This window comes from Pseudomonas sp. 313, assembly GCF_000316965.1.
GTDB lineage: Bacteria > Pseudomonadota > Gammaproteobacteria > Pseudomonadales > Pseudomonadaceae > Chryseomonas > Chryseomonas benzopyrenica.
In genome coordinates, this window is the sequence record NZ_ANBZ01000061.1 from 15780 (window position 1) to 31229 (window position 15450).

Sequence of the window (15450 nt, forward strand, 5' to 3'; positions counted from 1 at the left end):
TGGACCGAGGTTTCCATCATGCGCAAGACCCTGCTCATCACCGGCGCGAGTCGCGGTATCGGCCGTGCCACGGCCCTCAGCGCCGCCGCCCGCGGCTGGAATGTCGCCTTCAACTATCGCCAGGACGAAGCCGCGGCTCAGGCCACCCTGGCCGAGATCGAAGCCCTGGGCGCGGAAGGGTTGGCCGTGCGCGCCGACGTCGCCGATGAAGCCGAGGTGGTGGCGCTGTTCGAGCGCACGGTGGCGCGCTTCGGCGGGCTGGACGGCTTCGTCAACAACGCCGGCATCGTCGACCGCTCGCAGCCGCTGGTGGAGATGAGCGCCGAGCGCTTGCGACGGATGTTCGAGGTCAACGTCTACGGCGCCTTTCTCTGCGCCCGCGAAGCGGCCCGTCACCTGTCCCGCGAACGGGGCGGCCGCGGCGGTGCCATCGTCAACGTCTCGTCCATCGCCGCACGGCTGGGCTCGCCCAACGAATATGTCGACTACGCCGCCAGCAAGGCGGCCTTGGACACCCTGACCCTGGGCCTGGCCAAGGAACTCGGCCCGCACGGGGTGCGGGTCAATGCGGTGCGGCCAGGTGTGACCCTCACCGACATCCACGCCAGCGGTGGCCAACCGGGGCGCGCCGAGCGCCTGGGCGTGACCACTCCGCTGGGACGTGCGGGCGAGGCCGAGGAGATCGCTGCCGGTATCCTCTGGCTGCTGTCGGACGAGGCCTCCTACACCACCGGCGCGCTGCTGGACATCGGTGGTGGGCGCTAGGGCCTAGTTCCGCCGGGGCGTAAGGGCATTGAGCACCTGCTGCGACAGCGCATGGTAGAGCGGCACCGGCATCAGCCAGCCGGAGACGGCAGCGGCCAGCAGGCAGGCCGCCAGCACCGGCAACGCCATGTCCGGGCTGTGGGCCAGCTCCAGGGTGATGACCGTGGCGGTCAGCGGGGTGCGGGTGACCCCGGCCAGGTAGGCGGCCAGCCCCAGCAGGGCGCACTGGGGCAGACTCATGCCCGGCAGCCAATCGACCAGCCAGGGCCCCAGGGCCGCACCGACCGCCAGGGAGGGCGAGAACAGACCGCCCGGCACCCCGGCGAGGTAGGAAACGACGTTGGCGAGGAATTTCCACAGCAGGAAGTCGCCCCCGGTCACGGGTTCGCCGGCCAGGATGGCGTGGGTTTCGGCGTAGCCGGTGCCGAACACATGCTGACCGGAGATCAACCCCAGGGCCGCCAGCACCAGTCCACAAGCGGCGGCGAAAGCCACCGGACGCCGCCCGCGCAGGGCGTTCAGGTGCCCCAGCCAGCCCCGATCGGTGGGCAGCACCAGCCGGCCGTAACAGCCCCCCAGCAAGCCGCCGACGACGCCGATCACCGCCACGCCGATCCAGCCCAGCCCCCAGGTCAGGTGCAGGTCCAGGGCACCAAGATAGCTGTAGGGTCCGACGATGCCCAGGGTGACGATGCCGCCGAGCAGTACGGCGGTGAGCACCAGGCCGCTGAAGCGCTGCTCGAAGGTGTGAGTCAACTCCTCGATGGCGAAGACCACCCCGCCTAGGGGCGTGTTGAAGGCCGCGGCAATTCCGGCGGCACCACCAGCGAGGATGAGTCCGGACAGGGTTCGGCGCCCGTGCAACCCGAGGCGCTTGCCGAAGCCATAGAGCAGGGCCGCGCCGACATGCACGGTGGGCCCTTCACGCCCCACCGAGCCACCTACCAGCAGGGCACCGGCAGTGAGCAGCAGCTTGGCGAGGGCGATGGGCGGCGCGAGCAGGCGCGCGCGTAGGTCCGCTTCGGGTCGTTCGAGGGTAGCGATGACCTGGGGAATGCCGCTGCCGCGGGCATCGCGCAGCGCACCTTGCGTCAGCCAGACCAGCAACGCAAAACCCAGGGGCGTCACCAGCCAAGGCCAGATCGCACTGTGCTGCAGCATCTTCTGAAAGAGGCCGAAGGAGGCATCGGCCAGCCAGGCGAAGGCCAGACCGGCCAGACCCACCAGCACCGCGCCGACCCAGAAGGCGATGCGCTGGCGCCACTCGCGCAGCCGACGGCGCCGGCGATGGCGCAGCAGATGCAGCCGACGGCGGGCGGCGACTTCGGGATCGGTATCGGGAAAGACGGGATCGGACATGGACAAGGGGCCACCAAGAGGCAGGAGCCTCCCAGTGTAACCTCTTGTTACAGCGCTGTTGCTAGGCTCTGGATCAGGCCGCGGGCACCAGCTCGGTGGCGGCTTCGTTGCGCTTGAGCACCGCGTAGATCACGCCGGTCACCAGACTGCCGGCCGCGATGGCCGCCAGGTACAGCCAGGCATGGCTGATGGCGTTGGGGATCAACAGCACGAAGAGGCCACCGTGGGGCGCCATCAGCTTGCAGTTGAACAGCATCACCAGGGCGCCGGTGAGGGCGCCGCCAATGACGCTGGCCGGGATCACCCGCAGCGGGTCCTTGGCGGCGAAGGGAATCGCGCCCTCGGAGATGAAGCACAGCCCCAGCACCGACGCCGCCTTGCCCGCCTCGCGCTCGCTCTGGGCGAACTTGTGCCGCGCCAGCAGGGTGGCGATGCCCATGCCGATGGGCGGCACCATGCCGGCCGCCATGGTGGCGGCCATAGGCCCGTAGGTCTTGGACGCCAGCAGGCCGACGGTGAAGGCGTAGGCGGCCTTGTTGATCGGGCCGCCAAAGTCGATGCACATCATGGCGCCGAGGATCAGGCCGAGCAGCACGGCATTGCTGGTGCCGAGATTGTTGAGGAAGTCAGTGAGTCGACTGAGGGCCCCGGCCACCGGGGTGCCGACCAGATAGATCATCACCAGGCCGACGATGAGGCTGGCGAACAGCGGGATGATCAGGATCGGCTTGAGCGCCTCGACGCTGGCCGGCAGCTTGACGTGCTGGGCGATGGCCTTGGCCACGTAGCCCGCCAGGAAGCCGGCGATGATGCCGCCGATGAAGCCGCTGCCCAGGCTGGCGGCCAGCCAGCCGCCGATCATGCCGGGAGCGAGGCCTGGCCGGTCGGCGATGGAATAGGCGATATAGCCGGCGAGTACCGGGACCATCAGCTTGAAGGCCGATTCGCCACCGATCTGCATCAGCGCCGCGGCCAGGGTGCCCTGTTCCTTGAAGGCCTCGATGCCGAAGACGAAGGACAGGGCGATCAGCAGACCGCCCGCCACCACCATCGGCAACATGTAGGACACCCCGGTGAGTAGGTGCTTGTAGACGCCCGCGCTTTCCTTCTTTGCGGGTTTGGCGCCCTCGCCCGCCGCTGGCGCAGCACTGCCGGCCAAGGTCTCGCCCTCGGCCAGCGCCTTCTTGATGGTCGCCTCGGGCTGCTTGAGGGCGACCCCGGTACCGCAGCGATAGACGCGCTTGCCGGCGAAACGCTCGACGTTGACCTCGATGTCGGTGGCCAGCAGCACCACGTCGGCCTCGCGAATGGCCTCGGCCGGCAGCGGATTGCGCGCCCCTACCGAGCCCTGGGTTTCCAGGTGCAGGCGATAACCGAGCTTCTTGGCCGCGTTCTGCAGCGCCTCGGCCGCCATGAAGGTGTGAGCGACACCGGTCGGGCAGGCGGTGATGGCCACCAGCCGTGGCGTCTCGCTGGCACTGGCCGGTACGCTCGGCGCAGCGTCGCTGGCCGCCGGGGACTGTTCCAGCACCTTGGCCTCGCTGGCGGCGCGCTGCAGGAAGGCATCGACGTCGCGCAGGGCTTCGGCCGGCGCGGCGCGGTAGACACGCTTGCCGACGAAGCGGGACAGGTCGACCGCTCCGGTATGGACCACCACCACCAGTTCGGCGCGCGCCACCTGGTCGTCGGTCAGCAGGGTGGCCTCGGGGCCGTCGTGGATCTCGACGCTGGTGGTCCAGCCGCGGCGCTGGGCGGCGGCGTCCAGCAGGCGCGCGCTGAGCACGCTGGTGACCATGCCGGTCGGGCAGGTCGTGACGATGGCGATGTTCATGGGGTTACCCCTGATTCTTGTTCTAGCGGAAAGTCGGGAAGGACGCGTACCCGCACCTGGTCTTCGAAGGTGGCGAGTTGCGCGGGATCATTGATGCCGAAGCCGATCTGGGTGACCGCCAGGGCCGCGATGGCAGTGGCCGTGGTCAGGGTGCGCGCCGGCGACTGGCCGGTGAGCAGGCCGTGCAGCATGCCAGCCAGCAGGGAATCCCCTGCGCCAACGGTGCTGGCCACCGTGACCTTGGGCGGCTGCGCCTCCAGGGTCTGGGCGCCATACCAGCGCACGCCATCGGCGCCCTGGGAGATCACCAGATGCTCGATGCCCAGGGCACGCAGCTGTTCGACCAGCAGTGCCTGCTCGGTGGCGGTCTCGGCGGGTGCACCGCAGGCCTCGGCCAGTTCCTCGGTATTGGGCTTGATCATCCAGGGACCGGCGGCCAGGGCGGCGCGCAGGGCGGCGCCACTGGTGTCCAGGGCCACCGGCAGGCCCAGCGACTTGAGCCGACCGACCAGCGCGGCCAGCCACTCGGGGGTCACCCCGCGCGGCAGGCTGCCGGCCACCACCACGGCGTCGTGGCCAGGGGCCAGGCGATCGAGGGTTTCGAGCAACTCCTGCTGGGCGGCGGCGGACACCTCCGGGCCAGGCCCGTTGATGTCGGTGATGCGGCCCGTAGCCTCGGCGAGCTTGAGGTTGCTGCGGGTCTCGCCGGGCACCCGGACGAAGGCGTCGGTGAAACCGCGACGGGCGAACAGGGCCTCGAAGGCGCCGGCGTTGTCGGCACCGAGAAAGCCGCTCACCGTCAGGTCGTGGCCGAGATCGGCCAGCACCTGGGCGACGTTGATGCCCTTGCCGGCGGCATGGACGATCACCGCCTCGCTGCGATTCACCGCGCCGGGTTTGAGCTCCGGCAACTGCACGGTGAGGTCCAGCGCCGGATTGAGGGTCAGGGTGAGGATACGGCTCATCGCAGGGCCTCCACGCTCTGCCGCACTTCGGCAGCGGTACCTAGCTCCAGGGCGCGCGCGGCGCAGGACTGCACCCGACGCAGCTCCAGTTCGCGGACCCGGGCCTTGACCAGGGGCACGCTGCGGGCCGAGACCGACAGCTCGTCCACACCCAGGCCGACCAGCACCGGCACCGCCAGGGGATCGGCGGCCAGCTCGCCGCAGACGCCGACCCACTTGCCGTGGGCATGGGCGGCGCGCACCGTCATGTCGATCAGGCGCAGCACGCTGGGGTGCAGGCCGTCGGCCTCGCCGGACAGCAGCGGATGGCCGCGGTCGATGGCCAGGGTGTATTGCGTCAGGTCGTTGGTGCCGACGCTGAAGAAGTCCACTTCCGGGGCCAGCACCGGCGCCAGCAGCGCGGCCGAGGGCACCTCGATCATGATGCCGACCTGCAGGTCGGTGGTGGGGATCTCCTGACGCAGGCGGTCGAGGATGTCACGCGCCTGGCGCCACTCCTCGACCCGGCCGATCATGGGGAACATGATCCGCAGCGGGCGGCCATCGGCGGCCTTGAGCAGGGCACGCAGCTGGGTTTCCAGCAGTTCCGGGCGGCGCAGGGTCAGGCGGATGCCACGGATGCCGAGGAAGGGATTCTCTTCCGGCGGCAGCGGCAGATAGGGCAGCGGCTTGTCGCCACCGACGTCCAGGGTACGCACCACCAGCGGCTTGCCGGCCAGACCATCAAGGGCGCGGCGGTATTCCGCTTCCTGGGCGGCTTCGTCGGGTGCACTGTCATGGCTCATGAATACCAGTTCGGTCCGCAGCAGGCCGACGGCTTCGGCGCCCTGCTCCACCGCGGCGGCGGCCTGGGCGGTGTCGCCCAGGTTCACGGCGATCTCGACGTGGTGGCCGTCACGGGTGGTGGCGCTTTCGAAACGGCGGGCCTCGGCGGCGCGACGGCGCTCGGCCTGGACCTCGCGCTCGCGCTGCACGGCGTCGATACGACTGGCATCCGGGGCGATTTCCAGGGTGCCCTTGTCGCCATCCAGCAGCAGCACGCTGCGTGGCGCCAGATCCAGCACGCGGCGACCGGCGCCGACGATGGCCGGAATGCCCAGGGCGCGGGCGACGATGGCGCTGTGGGAGCTGGCACCGCCACGGGCGGTGAGGATGCCACAGACGCGCTCGCGATCCAGTCGGGCCACATCGCCCGGGCCGACCTCGTCCATCACCAGCACATAGGGTTCTTCGGGTTCACGGGCGGATTCGACGCCGCACAGCTGGGCCAGTACCCGGCGACCGACGTCGCGCAAATCGGCGGCGCGTTCGGCGAGCAGCTTGTCGTGCAGGGCTTCCTGCTGGCTGGCCGCCTCCTCGATCTGGGCGTCCCAGGCCGCGGCGGCGCTGGCGTTGGCCTTGAGCCGAGTGGCGATGCCCTGCTGCAGATCCGGATCTTCCAGCATCTCCAGGTGGGTCAGGAAGATCTCGCGCAGGGCACTGGCTTCGCTGCGCGCGATGAGCGCCTCGATGTCGGCGCGTACCGCAGCCAGGGCCGCATCCAGCCGCTGGCGTTCGGCGGCAGCGCCTGCGCCGGTGGCCGGATAGTCGAAGTGCTGAGGCGCCACCACATGGGCCGGGCCCACGGCCAGGCCGGGAGCGGCGGCCACGGCCTGAGCGCGATCGCCCGGGGCCAACGGCAGTTGTTCGGACGGGTCCACCAGGCTGATGGCGGTGACCCGGGCGGCACCGGCGGGGGCCGGGGCACTGGCGGTGACCGGTTCCACCTCTTCACCGAGACCGGCCTGCACTGCGCCGATCAGATCGTTGAGCGCGGCCGCGGCCGGGGTACCGGGTTCGACGAGGAATTCCAGGGTCTGGCCACGCCGGGCACCCAGCGCCAGCAGCCGCGACAGGCTCTTGGCCGAGACCGGGGCGCCGTTGTCGACGCGCACGCGGATCTCGCCGTCATAGGCCTTGGCCAGCCGCGCCAGCTCCTTGGCCGGACGGGCATGCAGGCCATGGGCATTGGCCAGCACCACCTGGGCGCTGGGCCAGTCGGGGGCGACTTCGCCGCCCAGGGCTTCGAGCACGGCGCGGCGGGAGGTGGCCTGGGCCAACTCCTGGCCACGACCGGCGACGAGCAGATCGCAGAGGCGTTCGAGCAGGGCGCGATGGCCCTCGCCCAGGCTGGCCAGGCAGAACAGGCCACGCACCGGCTGCTCCTGCAGCTGCAAGGTCTGCAACGGGGTGACGAAGGCCAGGCCGGGGCGCTTCACCGCGGTCTCGCTGTTCAGCCACCAGAGGCCGTCGCCCAGGGGCAGCGGCTGGCTGGCCTGCAGGGCACCGGCGAAGCCGGCACCCACGCACTCCATGTGCTTGAGCATCCGGGCGCCCTGCCAGGCCAGGTCTTCCAGGTCCTCGGCATCGATGGCCAGTTGCACCAGTTCTTCGTCCAGTGCCAGCGCCTGGGGCGCGCCCTGCAGCAGGTCGAGGATCTGCTGGGGTTCACGGGCCTCGCGCAGGGCCTGCTGCAGATCGCTCTCGCCCAGGGCGCGGGTCAGCAGCTGCAGGATGCGCAGGTGTTCGTCGGATTTGGCGGCGATGGCGATGGCCAGGTAGGTCAGTTGACCATCACCCCAGTCTACTCCGTGCGGGAATTGCATCATCCGCACGCCGGTGACATGCACCTGGTCGCGGGTCTGCGGCGTACCATGGGGAATGGCGATACCCTGGCCGAGGTAGGTGGAGCCCTGGGCCTCGCGGGCCTTGAGCCCTTCGAGATAACCCGGGGCGACCAGGCCATCGGTCACCAGGGACTCGGCGAGCATGGCCAGGGCGGTCGCCTTGTCCGGCGCCTGCTGGGCCATGCGGATATGCTGGGCATTGAGTTCGAACATGGAAGGATACCTCCGGCGCCGCGCGCCTGATCCTGGCGCCGTGCCTTTCTTGTAATAGATGCTTGCCGGCTCGCTCAGCCCTGCAATCGCGCCCGGAGAGGCGTGGCAGGGCCCTTGGCAGATTCGTGCCAGCCCTCGGACAACAGAAAGCTGAAACGTTTCACCCAATGGGACTGGAACGTTACTCGATAATCGCCGATCCTTGAAGCACAACACACAATAAAGACCGTCTCGTTCATGGCGTACAGCACAGGCGATTCAGGTCCGATGAGGAACAGGCGTGAAACTCAGCGACATCGCCCAATTGGCCGGCGTATCCCTTACCACCGCCAGCTATGTCATCAATGGCAAGGCGGCGCAAAGGCGCATCAGCGCCGCGACCGTGGCGCGGGTCATGGCCGTGGTGGAGGCCCACGGCTATCAGCCTGATCAGCGCGCCGCCGGCCTGCGCCGCGGGGCGACCCACACCCTGGGCTTTCTGCTGCCCGACCTGGAAAACCCCAGCTATGCACGCCTCGCCAAGCAGCTGGAACGACGGGCACGGGCCCGCGGCTACCAGTTGCTGATCGCCTGCACCGACGACAATCCCGACAGCGAGCGCCAGCTCATCGCGCTGTTTCGTGCCCGCCGCTGCGACGGCCTGTTCACCGCCAGTAGCCTGGCCGAGGACGACGCGCCCTACCGGCAACTGCAGGAACACAACATCCCGATCATCGCCATCGACCGCCAACTCGATCCCGCGCAGTTCTGCTCGGTGGTCAGTGACGACCACACCGCCGGGCGGCAGCTGGCCGCCACCCTGCTGACCCCGGATACCCATAGCATCGCCCTGATCGGGGCGCGTCCGGACCTGGTCATCAGCCGCGAGCGCGCCGCCGGCTTCGCTGCCGCCCTCGCCGATCATCCGGCACGCCGCTGGGAGCGTCATGCTCCTCACTACAGCCGCGACGGCGGCCGCACCCAGGCGCTGGCCATGATCGAAGAACTCGGCCACTGGCCCGAGGCCCTGCTGACCACCTCCTACGTCCTGCTGCAGGGTGTGCTGGACGTGCTGCGCGATCATCCGCTGGCCGCGGGTGACACCTTGCGCCTGGCCACCTTTGGCGACACCCAGTTGCTCGACTACCTGCCGTTCAAGGTCAACGCCATTTCCCAGCAACACGAGGTCATCACCGAGCGCGCCCTGGAACTGATGCTGGACGCCCTGGAAAACGACCACTACCTGCCCGGTGTCCAAGCCATCCCGAGGGTCCTCAAACGCCGCCTGTCATGAGTCTGCTGATCGACACCCACAATCACCTGGACTATCCGGGCTTCGACGCCGAACGGGCGGCGCTGCTGGCCGACTGCGCGCGACTCGGCGTGGTGCGCCAGGTACTGATCGGTGTCGAGCGCAGCCAGTGGCCGCAACTCTGGAGGGTTGCAACAGCCCATGACGGCCTCTATGCGGCTCCGGGCCTGCATCCGCTATACCTGCAGCGCCACCAGGAGGCCGATATCGAGGCGCTCAGGGCCTTCTGCCTGGAACGTCGAACCGATCCCCGGCTCTGCGCCCTGGGCGAGATCGGGCTGGACTATTTCATCGAGGCGCCCGACAAGGTGCGCCAGGCCTGGTTCTTCGAACAGCAGGTGCGCTTGGCCATGGAGCTGGAGTTGCCGGTACTGCTGCACGTGCGCCGCGCCCATGCCGATGTGGTCAGGATCCTGAAACGCCTCAAGCCACCCCGGGCCGGCATCGCCCACGCCTTTTCCGGCAGCTTCGAGGAAGCCCGCGAGTATCTGCGTCTGGGCTTCAAGATAGGTCTGGGCGGCGCGCCCACCTGGCCCCAGGCCAGGCGCCTGCAGCGCGTGCTGCCGCAACTGCCACTGGATGGCATCGTGCTGGAGACCGACGCCCCGGACATGCCACCCGCTATGCACCCGGACGTGCGTAACAGCCCCACCCATCTGCCGGCCATCTGCGCGGCTCTGGCGCCGCTGTGGCAGGTCTCGCCTGAGACGCTGGCAGCGACCACCACGCGCAATGCCTGCGCGGTGTTCGGCTGGGAAGCGGATCGCCTGCGCTAGGCCTCGTGGCCCTGCAGCTCGGCATGCAGACGCGGCCAGTCGAACGCCGGGCCCGGATCGGTCTTGCGTCCGGGGGCGATGTCACTGTGACCCTGGATACGTTCCGCGGTGATCGCCGGATAGGCGCGTTGCAACGCCCGCGTCAGCCGTCCCAGGGCGCGGTACTGGGCGTCGGTGTAGGCCAGGTCGTCCGTACCTTCCAGCTCGATGCCCAGGGAGAAGTCGTTGCAGTTCTCGCGCCCCTCGAAGGAGGAGACGCCGGCATGCCAGGCGCGCTGCTCGCAGGACACGAACTGGGTCACCACCCCGTCGCGTTCGATGAGAAAGTGCGCCGCCACCTTCAGCTCGACGATTTCCGCAAAGAAGGGATGGGCCGAGTGATCCAGGCAATTCTGGAAGAAAGCTTGGACGCAACCGGTGCCGAACTGCCCAGGCGGCAGACTGATGTTGTGGATCACCAGCAGGGACACCTCCGTCCCGGGCGGTCGTTCGTTATGGTTGGGCGAAGGACAGAGCCGCGCCTCGCGATACCAGCCCTCGACGAACACCCCGTCCATCAACGGGCCTTGGCCTTGAGCGCGTCGCGCAGGGCATTGGCGTCGCTGAATTCGCGCTGGCTGACAAAGCGGCCATGGTCGAGGGTCACCCAGAGCACTTTGCTGGCATCGCCAGGAAAGCGCGGCACGATGCGCGATTCGCGATCGAGCAGTACCCGATAGCCGTACTTGCGCATGGCCGGCACGGCGAACATTCGGGTAATGGCCGCCGGCATGCTGCTGATGTCGGCGACATAGGCCACCCGGGTGCCGTCAATATAGTTCGCCGGCTGCTCGCGCATGGCTTCCTTGACCAGCCCCGAGCCACTCATGCTGCGCGCCACCAGCAGGACCTGCAGCTGGTCGTCGAAGGTATAGGGCCGATCACGCTGATCGAGCAGGGTGAAGGGCGCCACCCGCTCACCCGGTTCGAGCGCCAGGGCGGTCAGGGGCAACAGCAGGCACGACAGTAACAACGCCAAAACTCTTGCGCGCATGGCATCTTCTCTTGAACGGTCCATAAAGGCCGCTATCCTGCCCTACCGCTCGGATTGGCACCACCATCGCGTCGAGGAGCCCCATGATTCCGCTCAAAGAACTGCTCGCCCAAGTTCCCCAGTCCGGCGAGGTGCGCTGGATCGGCGTGCGACCCGCCTCGCGCGCGCCCATGGTCGAGGTCGAGGCGGTGGAAGCGCGCCGGGATGCGGGTCTTACCGGCGATCATGCCCGCCCTACCCCACGCAACCAGCGCCAGGTCACCCTCATTCAATGGGAGCATCTGCCGGTGGTGGCCGCATTGATCGACAAGGCCGTGGCACCCACCGACCTCCGCCGCAATCTGGCCATCGCCGGAATCAATCTCTTCAGCCTGAAGAACCGGCGCTTTCGCATCGGCCAGGCGGTGCTGGAGACTACCGGCTGGTGCCAACCCTGCGCACGCCTGGAAGAACGTCTGGGCGTGGGCACCTTCCAGGCCATGCGTGGCCATGGCGGTCTCACGGCCCGGGTCTTGGAAAGCGGCATCATCCGCCTGGGCGATCGGGTGGAGGTCCTGGATTGACCCCAGTTTCCCTAGGGTCGAATGGCCAGGCCAGCCCGGTTAAACTAGCGCGACCTCTCGTCGCCGCGTACGTCCTTGCCAGAGCAGATGCAGGCCGCCTCCCTTGAAAGTGACGACTTTTCGCCCATCTTCTCTGCTAGATGACTCGATTCTCGCGCGCTCCGACGACCCCAGATTCCACCGGCCTGGGACTGCGCCCGCTTGCGGCGACGCGCCCGGTCCGGCCAAGGCTTTCCTTCTCTAAGAGTGCTCTCCATGACCCATCGCATCGTTATCGTCGGCGGCGGCGCCGGCGGCCTGGAACTGGCTACCCGCCTGGGCCGTAGCCTGGGCAAGCGCGACCAGGCGCAGATCGTGCTGATCGACGCCAATGCCACCCACCTGTGGAAACCCCTGCTGCACGAGGTGGCCGCCGGCTCCCTCAACTCCACCGAGGACGAGCTGAGCTATGTCGCCCAGGCCAAGTGGAACCATTTCGACTTCCAGCTCGGACGCATGACCGGCCTGGATCGCGAGCGCCGCAAGGTGCAGCTGGCCGCGATCGAGGACGATGGCGCCATCCTGGTTCCGGAGCGGGAGATCGGCTATGACTCCCTGGTGCTGGCCATCGGCAGCACCACCAACGATTTCGGCACCCCGGGCGCCGCGGAAAATTGCATCTTCCTCGATACCCGTGCCCAGGCCGAACGCTTCCACCGCAAGCTGCTGACCCACTATCTGCGTGCCCACGTCAGCGAGCAGCCGGGTGAGTACATCGAGGTAGCCATCGTCGGTGCCGGCGCTACCGGCGTGGAACTGGCGGCCGAGCTGCGCAACGCCGCCGAAGAGCTGCAGGCCTATGGCATGGATCGCATCCGCCCCGAAGACCTGCGTATCACCCTGGTCGAGGCTGGTCCGCGCATCCTGCCGGCGCTGCCCGAACGCATCGCCGGCCAGGCGCATCGCACCTTGGAAAAACTCGGCGTGCGGGTGCTGACCGGCTCGGCGGTGAAGGAAGTCCGCGCCGACGGCCTGCAGACCGCGGGCGAATTCGTCCCGGCCAGTCTCAAGGTCTGGGCTGCCGGTATCCGCGCTCCGGCCTTTCTCAAGGACTTGGCGGGGCTGGAAACCAACCGCATCAACCAACTGGTGGTCAACTCGACGCTGCAGACTACCCGCGACCCGAATGTTTTCGCGCTCGGCGACTGCGCGGCCTGCCCGCTGACCCCCGGCGACACCCGTACCGTACCGCCCCGGGCGCAGTCCGCTCACCAGCAGGCCTCGTTGCTGGTCAAGACCTTCAAGGCACGCCTGGAAGGCAAGCCGCTGCCCGACTACGTCTACAAGGACTACGGCTCGTTGATCTCGCTGTCGCGCTTCAGCGCGGTCGGCAATCTCATGGGCGGCGCCCTGGGTAGCCTGACCCTGGAAGGCTGGCTGGCGCGGACCTTCTACGTCTCGCTCTACCGGATGCACCAGGTCGCCCTCTATGGCCCGCTGCGTGCCCTGGCGCTGTTTGCCGGCGACCACTTGAGACGCAAGACCGAGCCGCGCCTGAAGCTGCACTAGACGCTTGGCTCACGCACAAAAAAGCCGTCCCTTGGGACGGCTTTTTACTGTCGCAGCGACCTCAGGAAGGCGACTGACCCCGCAGGCTGCCGATCACCGAGGTCATGGCCCGGTCGAACAGCAGGGCATCGTCCAGCAGCCGTACCCGGCCTTCCTGGTAATCCAGCGCCAGCTCTTCACGGGTGCGGTCGAGCACCTTCATGCCGGTACGATTGACGAACACCAGGCGGCCCATGGGGCGGATGACCGCGGCCAGCTTGCAGCGCAGCTTCTGCTCGACGTCGAGGATCTCGAACCAGGCACCCACCGAGAGGGCATCCACCCACTCCAGGGAGTCGTTGGTCAGCCCGGTGATCCGCTCAGCCGCGCGCGGCAGCTCGAAGGGTTCGTCGACCGGCGTCGGCGCAGGCGCCGCAACCGCCGAATCCGCCGTCGTCGCATCCGCCAGCTCGGGACGGGTCTGCTGGAAGGTCTGGACGTGCAGGGATTCGAGTTCGGTGAAGAATTCGGAGGTGGAGAACGGATCGAAGGCCGCGCTGGCCAGGCCTTCCCGCAACGCCTTGAGCAGCCCGGGCACCATCTCCAGCAAACGCTGGCGCGACGCTACGTCGTGGTGGGGCTGGATGCTCCAGATCAGATCGTCCATGGTCTTGAGCGCCGCCCGCCATTCGCTGGAGTCGTAGCCCTGCTTCAGGCAGGTCAGCAGCAGCACCTGACTCCAGGCTTCGCGCAGGACGCGTTGCACGGCGGCCGGCAGCTGATGTTCCTGCAGGCGCTGGCTCAGGACGTGCTCGACCTGCAGGCGCGCGATCTCGGCCCGTGCCCGCCCCTCCTCGGCATCGCGGGTACGCTGTTCGAGCAGCTCGCTGCGACGCTGCTCGTCACTGACATAGGCCATGAAGTCGGCCAGCAGCTCGGCGAAGATCTCCGGATCGTCGACGAAGTCGGACAGCAGGCGCTGCACGATCTGCTCGATCTTCTGATAGAGACCGTCGCGCTGCAGATCGCTCTGCTCGCCCCAGCCCAGGGAAGCGGCGGCGATCTCGTTGAGCAGTCGCCGCGCCGGATGGCTGCCGCGACTGAAAAAGGTCTTGTCGAGGACCGCCACCTTGAGCATGGGAATCTGCAACCGGGCGATCAGCGCCTTGAGCGAATCCGGCAGGGTGAGGTCGTCGAGAATGAATTCGAACAGCATCGCCACCAGATTGATGACGTCTTCGTCGACCTGCCCCACCACGCGCTTTCGACCCGAGCGCTCGCTGATGCGGCCCAGGGCCACGCCCAGTTGCGCCTTGAGGTCATAGCCTTCCAGGGACTGGCTGGAAATCTGCTGCTGCAGGTGAGAGAGCAGGCGCATGAGGTCGTAGCTGGTGATGACCTGGCCATCGCCGGTCGCAGCCCCCTCATCGGCCGCCATGCCGCCACCCAGGGTGGCGCTGCCCGGGGTACGCAGCTGGGCCAGCAGGCCCTGCAGGGTGCCGAAGAGCTCCTGGCCATCGTCTTCGCCGTTGACGTGGGCCGGGGTGCGCCCGCTATAGCCCTTGGCCGAGCGATTCGGTACCTGCTGGGGAATGGCCTTGAGCTGGGGCAATACCCCGGCATCGACCAATTGCCGATTGGATTCCGCGTACAGCTGACCGAGGCCGTTGAGCACGAAGCGCTCGAACAGCTTGTAGATGATCAGCTTGACCTTGATGTCGGTGTCGAGATCGCGGCAGGCCTCGACGAAGGCCTCGCACAGCCGGCGTGGCCCCAGGGGATGGGTCGAATCATCGAGCTTGCTGGCCAGCTGGGTGTTGAATCTGATGGTCAGGTGGCTGATGGCCATGGCGTTGTTGCTGAGCGCCTTGGCCACCATGGTGTCCACGGCGACGCTCTCTTCCAGGGCATCGTTCTGCACCAGACTCAGGTCTTCGTAGGAGACGCTGTCCAGACGCATTTCCGGCTTGCTGCCGACCAGATTGTTCAGGGCGGCGAAGCGCTCGAAATACTGCTGGAGAAAGCTGCGCTCGATGCTCTTGCGTCTGAGGCGCAGGTCGCGCATCGCTTCGAAGTAGAGACTTTGTTCCTGGTTGCTGCCGGCCCGATCGGCCATTTCAAACAGCGCATCGTCGGCGTTGTCGAACAGCTGCTGCAAGGAGGCATTGAGTCGCTGAGCGGCGCGATCCCTGACCGGCAAAAGCACAGCAGGCAATCGGGAAGAAGATTCCCCGAGCGCCTTGAAATGAACCACATTTACGTCGTTCTGCACCACCGCCTCCCACAACCGTTCTTGCGTTCGGCTGAATCGCGTTCCACTACAGGAGCATTGAACAACGTTGGCCGCCCTGGCCGCGAGGTGAAACGTTGTCGATGTGCCATTATTTGCTCTGCTAAGGCATCGACCAATCGGCATCTGCACAGTACATGACAGGGTTCACAAGGCACCTGTCGGTCAGCG

At 67.8% G+C, this 15450-nt stretch carries 12 protein-coding genes; 5 read left to right on the top strand and 7 right to left on the bottom strand.

What is annotated here, in order from left to right:
- The first annotated feature begins 18 nt into the window (after positions 1 to 18).
- Complete coding sequence (locus tag C722_RS0111700) at positions 19 to 765, top strand: SDR family oxidoreductase (protein WP_017640668.1); 747 nt, start codon at positions 19 to 21, stop codon at positions 763 to 765.
- A gap of 3 nt (positions 766 to 768) precedes the next feature.
- Here C722_RS0111700 and C722_RS0111705 read toward each other — a convergent pair whose 3' ends face one another.
- The 4 genes from C722_RS0111705 to ptsP form a co-directional block, all read right to left on the bottom strand.
- Positions 769 to 2124: a chloride channel protein gene (locus C722_RS0111705; RefSeq protein WP_017640669.1), complete on the bottom strand. Its 1356-nt coding sequence runs from the start codon at positions 2122 to 2124 to the stop codon at positions 769 to 771.
- A 73-nt stretch (positions 2125 to 2197) separates the two neighbouring features.
- Positions 2198 to 3955 (bottom strand): PTS fructose-like transporter subunit IIB, encoded by a 1758-nt coding sequence (locus tag C722_RS0111710; RefSeq protein WP_017640670.1) that lies wholly within the window; start codon positions 3953 to 3955, stop codon positions 2198 to 2200.
- Positions 3952 to 4920, bottom strand: coding sequence for a 1-phosphofructokinase (gene pfkB, locus C722_RS0111715; protein WP_017640671.1), 969 nt, complete (start codon positions 4918 to 4920; stop codon positions 3952 to 3954). The genes C722_RS0111710 and pfkB overlap by 4 nt, the downstream gene beginning before the upstream one ends.
- The gene (gene ptsP, locus C722_RS0111720) at positions 4917 to 7799 is read right to left on the bottom strand and encodes a phosphoenolpyruvate--protein phosphotransferase (RefSeq protein WP_017640672.1); all 2883 of its coding nucleotides are present in this window, start codon (positions 7797 to 7799) and stop codon (positions 4917 to 4919) included. Before ptsP ends, pfkB begins: the two co-directional genes overlap by 4 nt.
- 280 nt (positions 7800 to 8079) lie before the next feature.
- Here ptsP and cra point away from each other — a divergent pair, with 280 nt between their 5' ends.
- A complete protein-coding gene (gene cra, locus C722_RS0111725; RefSeq protein WP_017640673.1) occupies positions 8080 to 9072 on the top strand; it encodes a catabolite repressor/activator in 993 nt (330 codons plus the stop codon).
- Positions 9069 to 9866, top strand: a complete 798-nt coding sequence (locus C722_RS0111730; protein WP_017640674.1) for a TatD family hydrolase — start codon at positions 9069 to 9071, stop codon at positions 9864 to 9866. The genes cra and C722_RS0111730 overlap by 4 nt, the downstream gene beginning before the upstream one ends.
- Here C722_RS0111730 and ampD read toward each other — a convergent pair.
- Together ampD and C722_RS0111740 are read right to left on the bottom strand one after the other, a co-directional pair.
- Complete coding sequence (gene ampD, locus C722_RS0111735) at positions 9863 to 10423, bottom strand: 1,6-anhydro-N-acetylmuramyl-L-alanine amidase AmpD (RefSeq protein WP_017640675.1); 561 nt, start codon at positions 10421 to 10423, stop codon at positions 9863 to 9865. The two genes, C722_RS0111730 and ampD, sit on opposite strands and share 4 nt — an antisense overlap.
- Positions 10423 to 10899: a hypothetical protein gene (locus tag C722_RS0111740; RefSeq protein ID WP_026083798.1), complete on the bottom strand. Its 477-nt coding sequence runs from the start codon at positions 10897 to 10899 to the stop codon at positions 10423 to 10425. Before C722_RS0111740 ends, ampD begins: the two co-directional genes overlap by 1 nt.
- An 83-nt stretch (positions 10900 to 10982) precedes the next feature.
- Here C722_RS0111740 and C722_RS0111745 point away from each other — a divergent pair, with 83 nt between their 5' ends.
- Both C722_RS0111745 and C722_RS0111750 read left to right on the top strand, forming a co-directional pair.
- Positions 10983 to 11462: an MOSC domain-containing protein gene (locus tag C722_RS0111745; RefSeq protein ID WP_017640677.1), complete on the top strand. Its 480-nt coding sequence runs from the start codon at positions 10983 to 10985 to the stop codon at positions 11460 to 11462.
- A gap of 255 nt (positions 11463 to 11717) precedes the next feature.
- Positions 11718 to 13010, top strand: coding sequence for an NAD(P)/FAD-dependent oxidoreductase (locus C722_RS0111750; RefSeq protein WP_017640678.1), 1293 nt, complete (start codon positions 11718 to 11720; stop codon positions 13008 to 13010).
- 61 nt (positions 13011 to 13071) lie between these two features.
- Here C722_RS0111750 and C722_RS0111755 read toward each other — a convergent pair whose 3' ends face one another.
- Entirely contained in the window at positions 13072 to 15261 is a 2190-nt protein-coding gene (locus C722_RS0111755) for a DUF1631 domain-containing protein (protein ID WP_026083799.1), read from the bottom strand.
- Positions 15262 to 15450 lie beyond the last annotated feature (189 nt).

Excerpts from the sequence above, each read along its gene's own strand:
- C722_RS0111700 (WP_017640668.1), top strand. The coding sequence starts at position 19 with ATGCGCAAGACCCTGCTCATCACCGGCGCGAGTCGCGGTATCGGCCGT.
- C722_RS0111705 (WP_017640669.1), bottom strand. The coding sequence starts at position 2,124 with ATGTCCGATCCCGTCTTTCCCGATACCGATCCCGAAGTCGCCGCCCGC.
- C722_RS0111710 (WP_017640670.1), bottom strand. The coding sequence starts at position 3,955 with ATGAACATCGCCATCGTCACGACCTGCCCGACCGGCATGGTCACCAGC.
- pfkB (WP_017640671.1), bottom strand. The coding sequence starts at position 4,920 with ATGAGCCGTATCCTCACCCTGACCCTCAATCCGGCGCTGGACCTCACC.
- ptsP (WP_017640672.1), bottom strand. The coding sequence starts at position 7,799 with ATGTTCGAACTCAATGCCCAGCATATCCGCATGGCCCAGCAGGCGCCG.
- C722_RS0111730 (WP_017640674.1), top strand. The coding sequence starts at position 9,069 with ATGAGTCTGCTGATCGACACCCACAATCACCTGGACTATCCGGGCTTC.
- ampD (WP_017640675.1), bottom strand. The coding sequence starts at position 10,423 with ATGGACGGGGTGTTCGTCGAGGGCTGGTATCGCGAGGCGCGGCTCTGT.
- C722_RS0111740 (WP_026083798.1), bottom strand. The coding sequence starts at position 10,899 with ATGCGCGCAAGAGTTTTGGCGTTGTTACTGTCGTGCCTGCTGTTGCCC.
- C722_RS0111745 (WP_017640677.1), top strand. The coding sequence starts at position 10,983 with ATGATTCCGCTCAAAGAACTGCTCGCCCAAGTTCCCCAGTCCGGCGAG.
- C722_RS0111750 (WP_017640678.1), top strand. The coding sequence starts at position 11,718 with ATGACCCATCGCATCGTTATCGTCGGCGGCGGCGCCGGCGGCCTGGAA.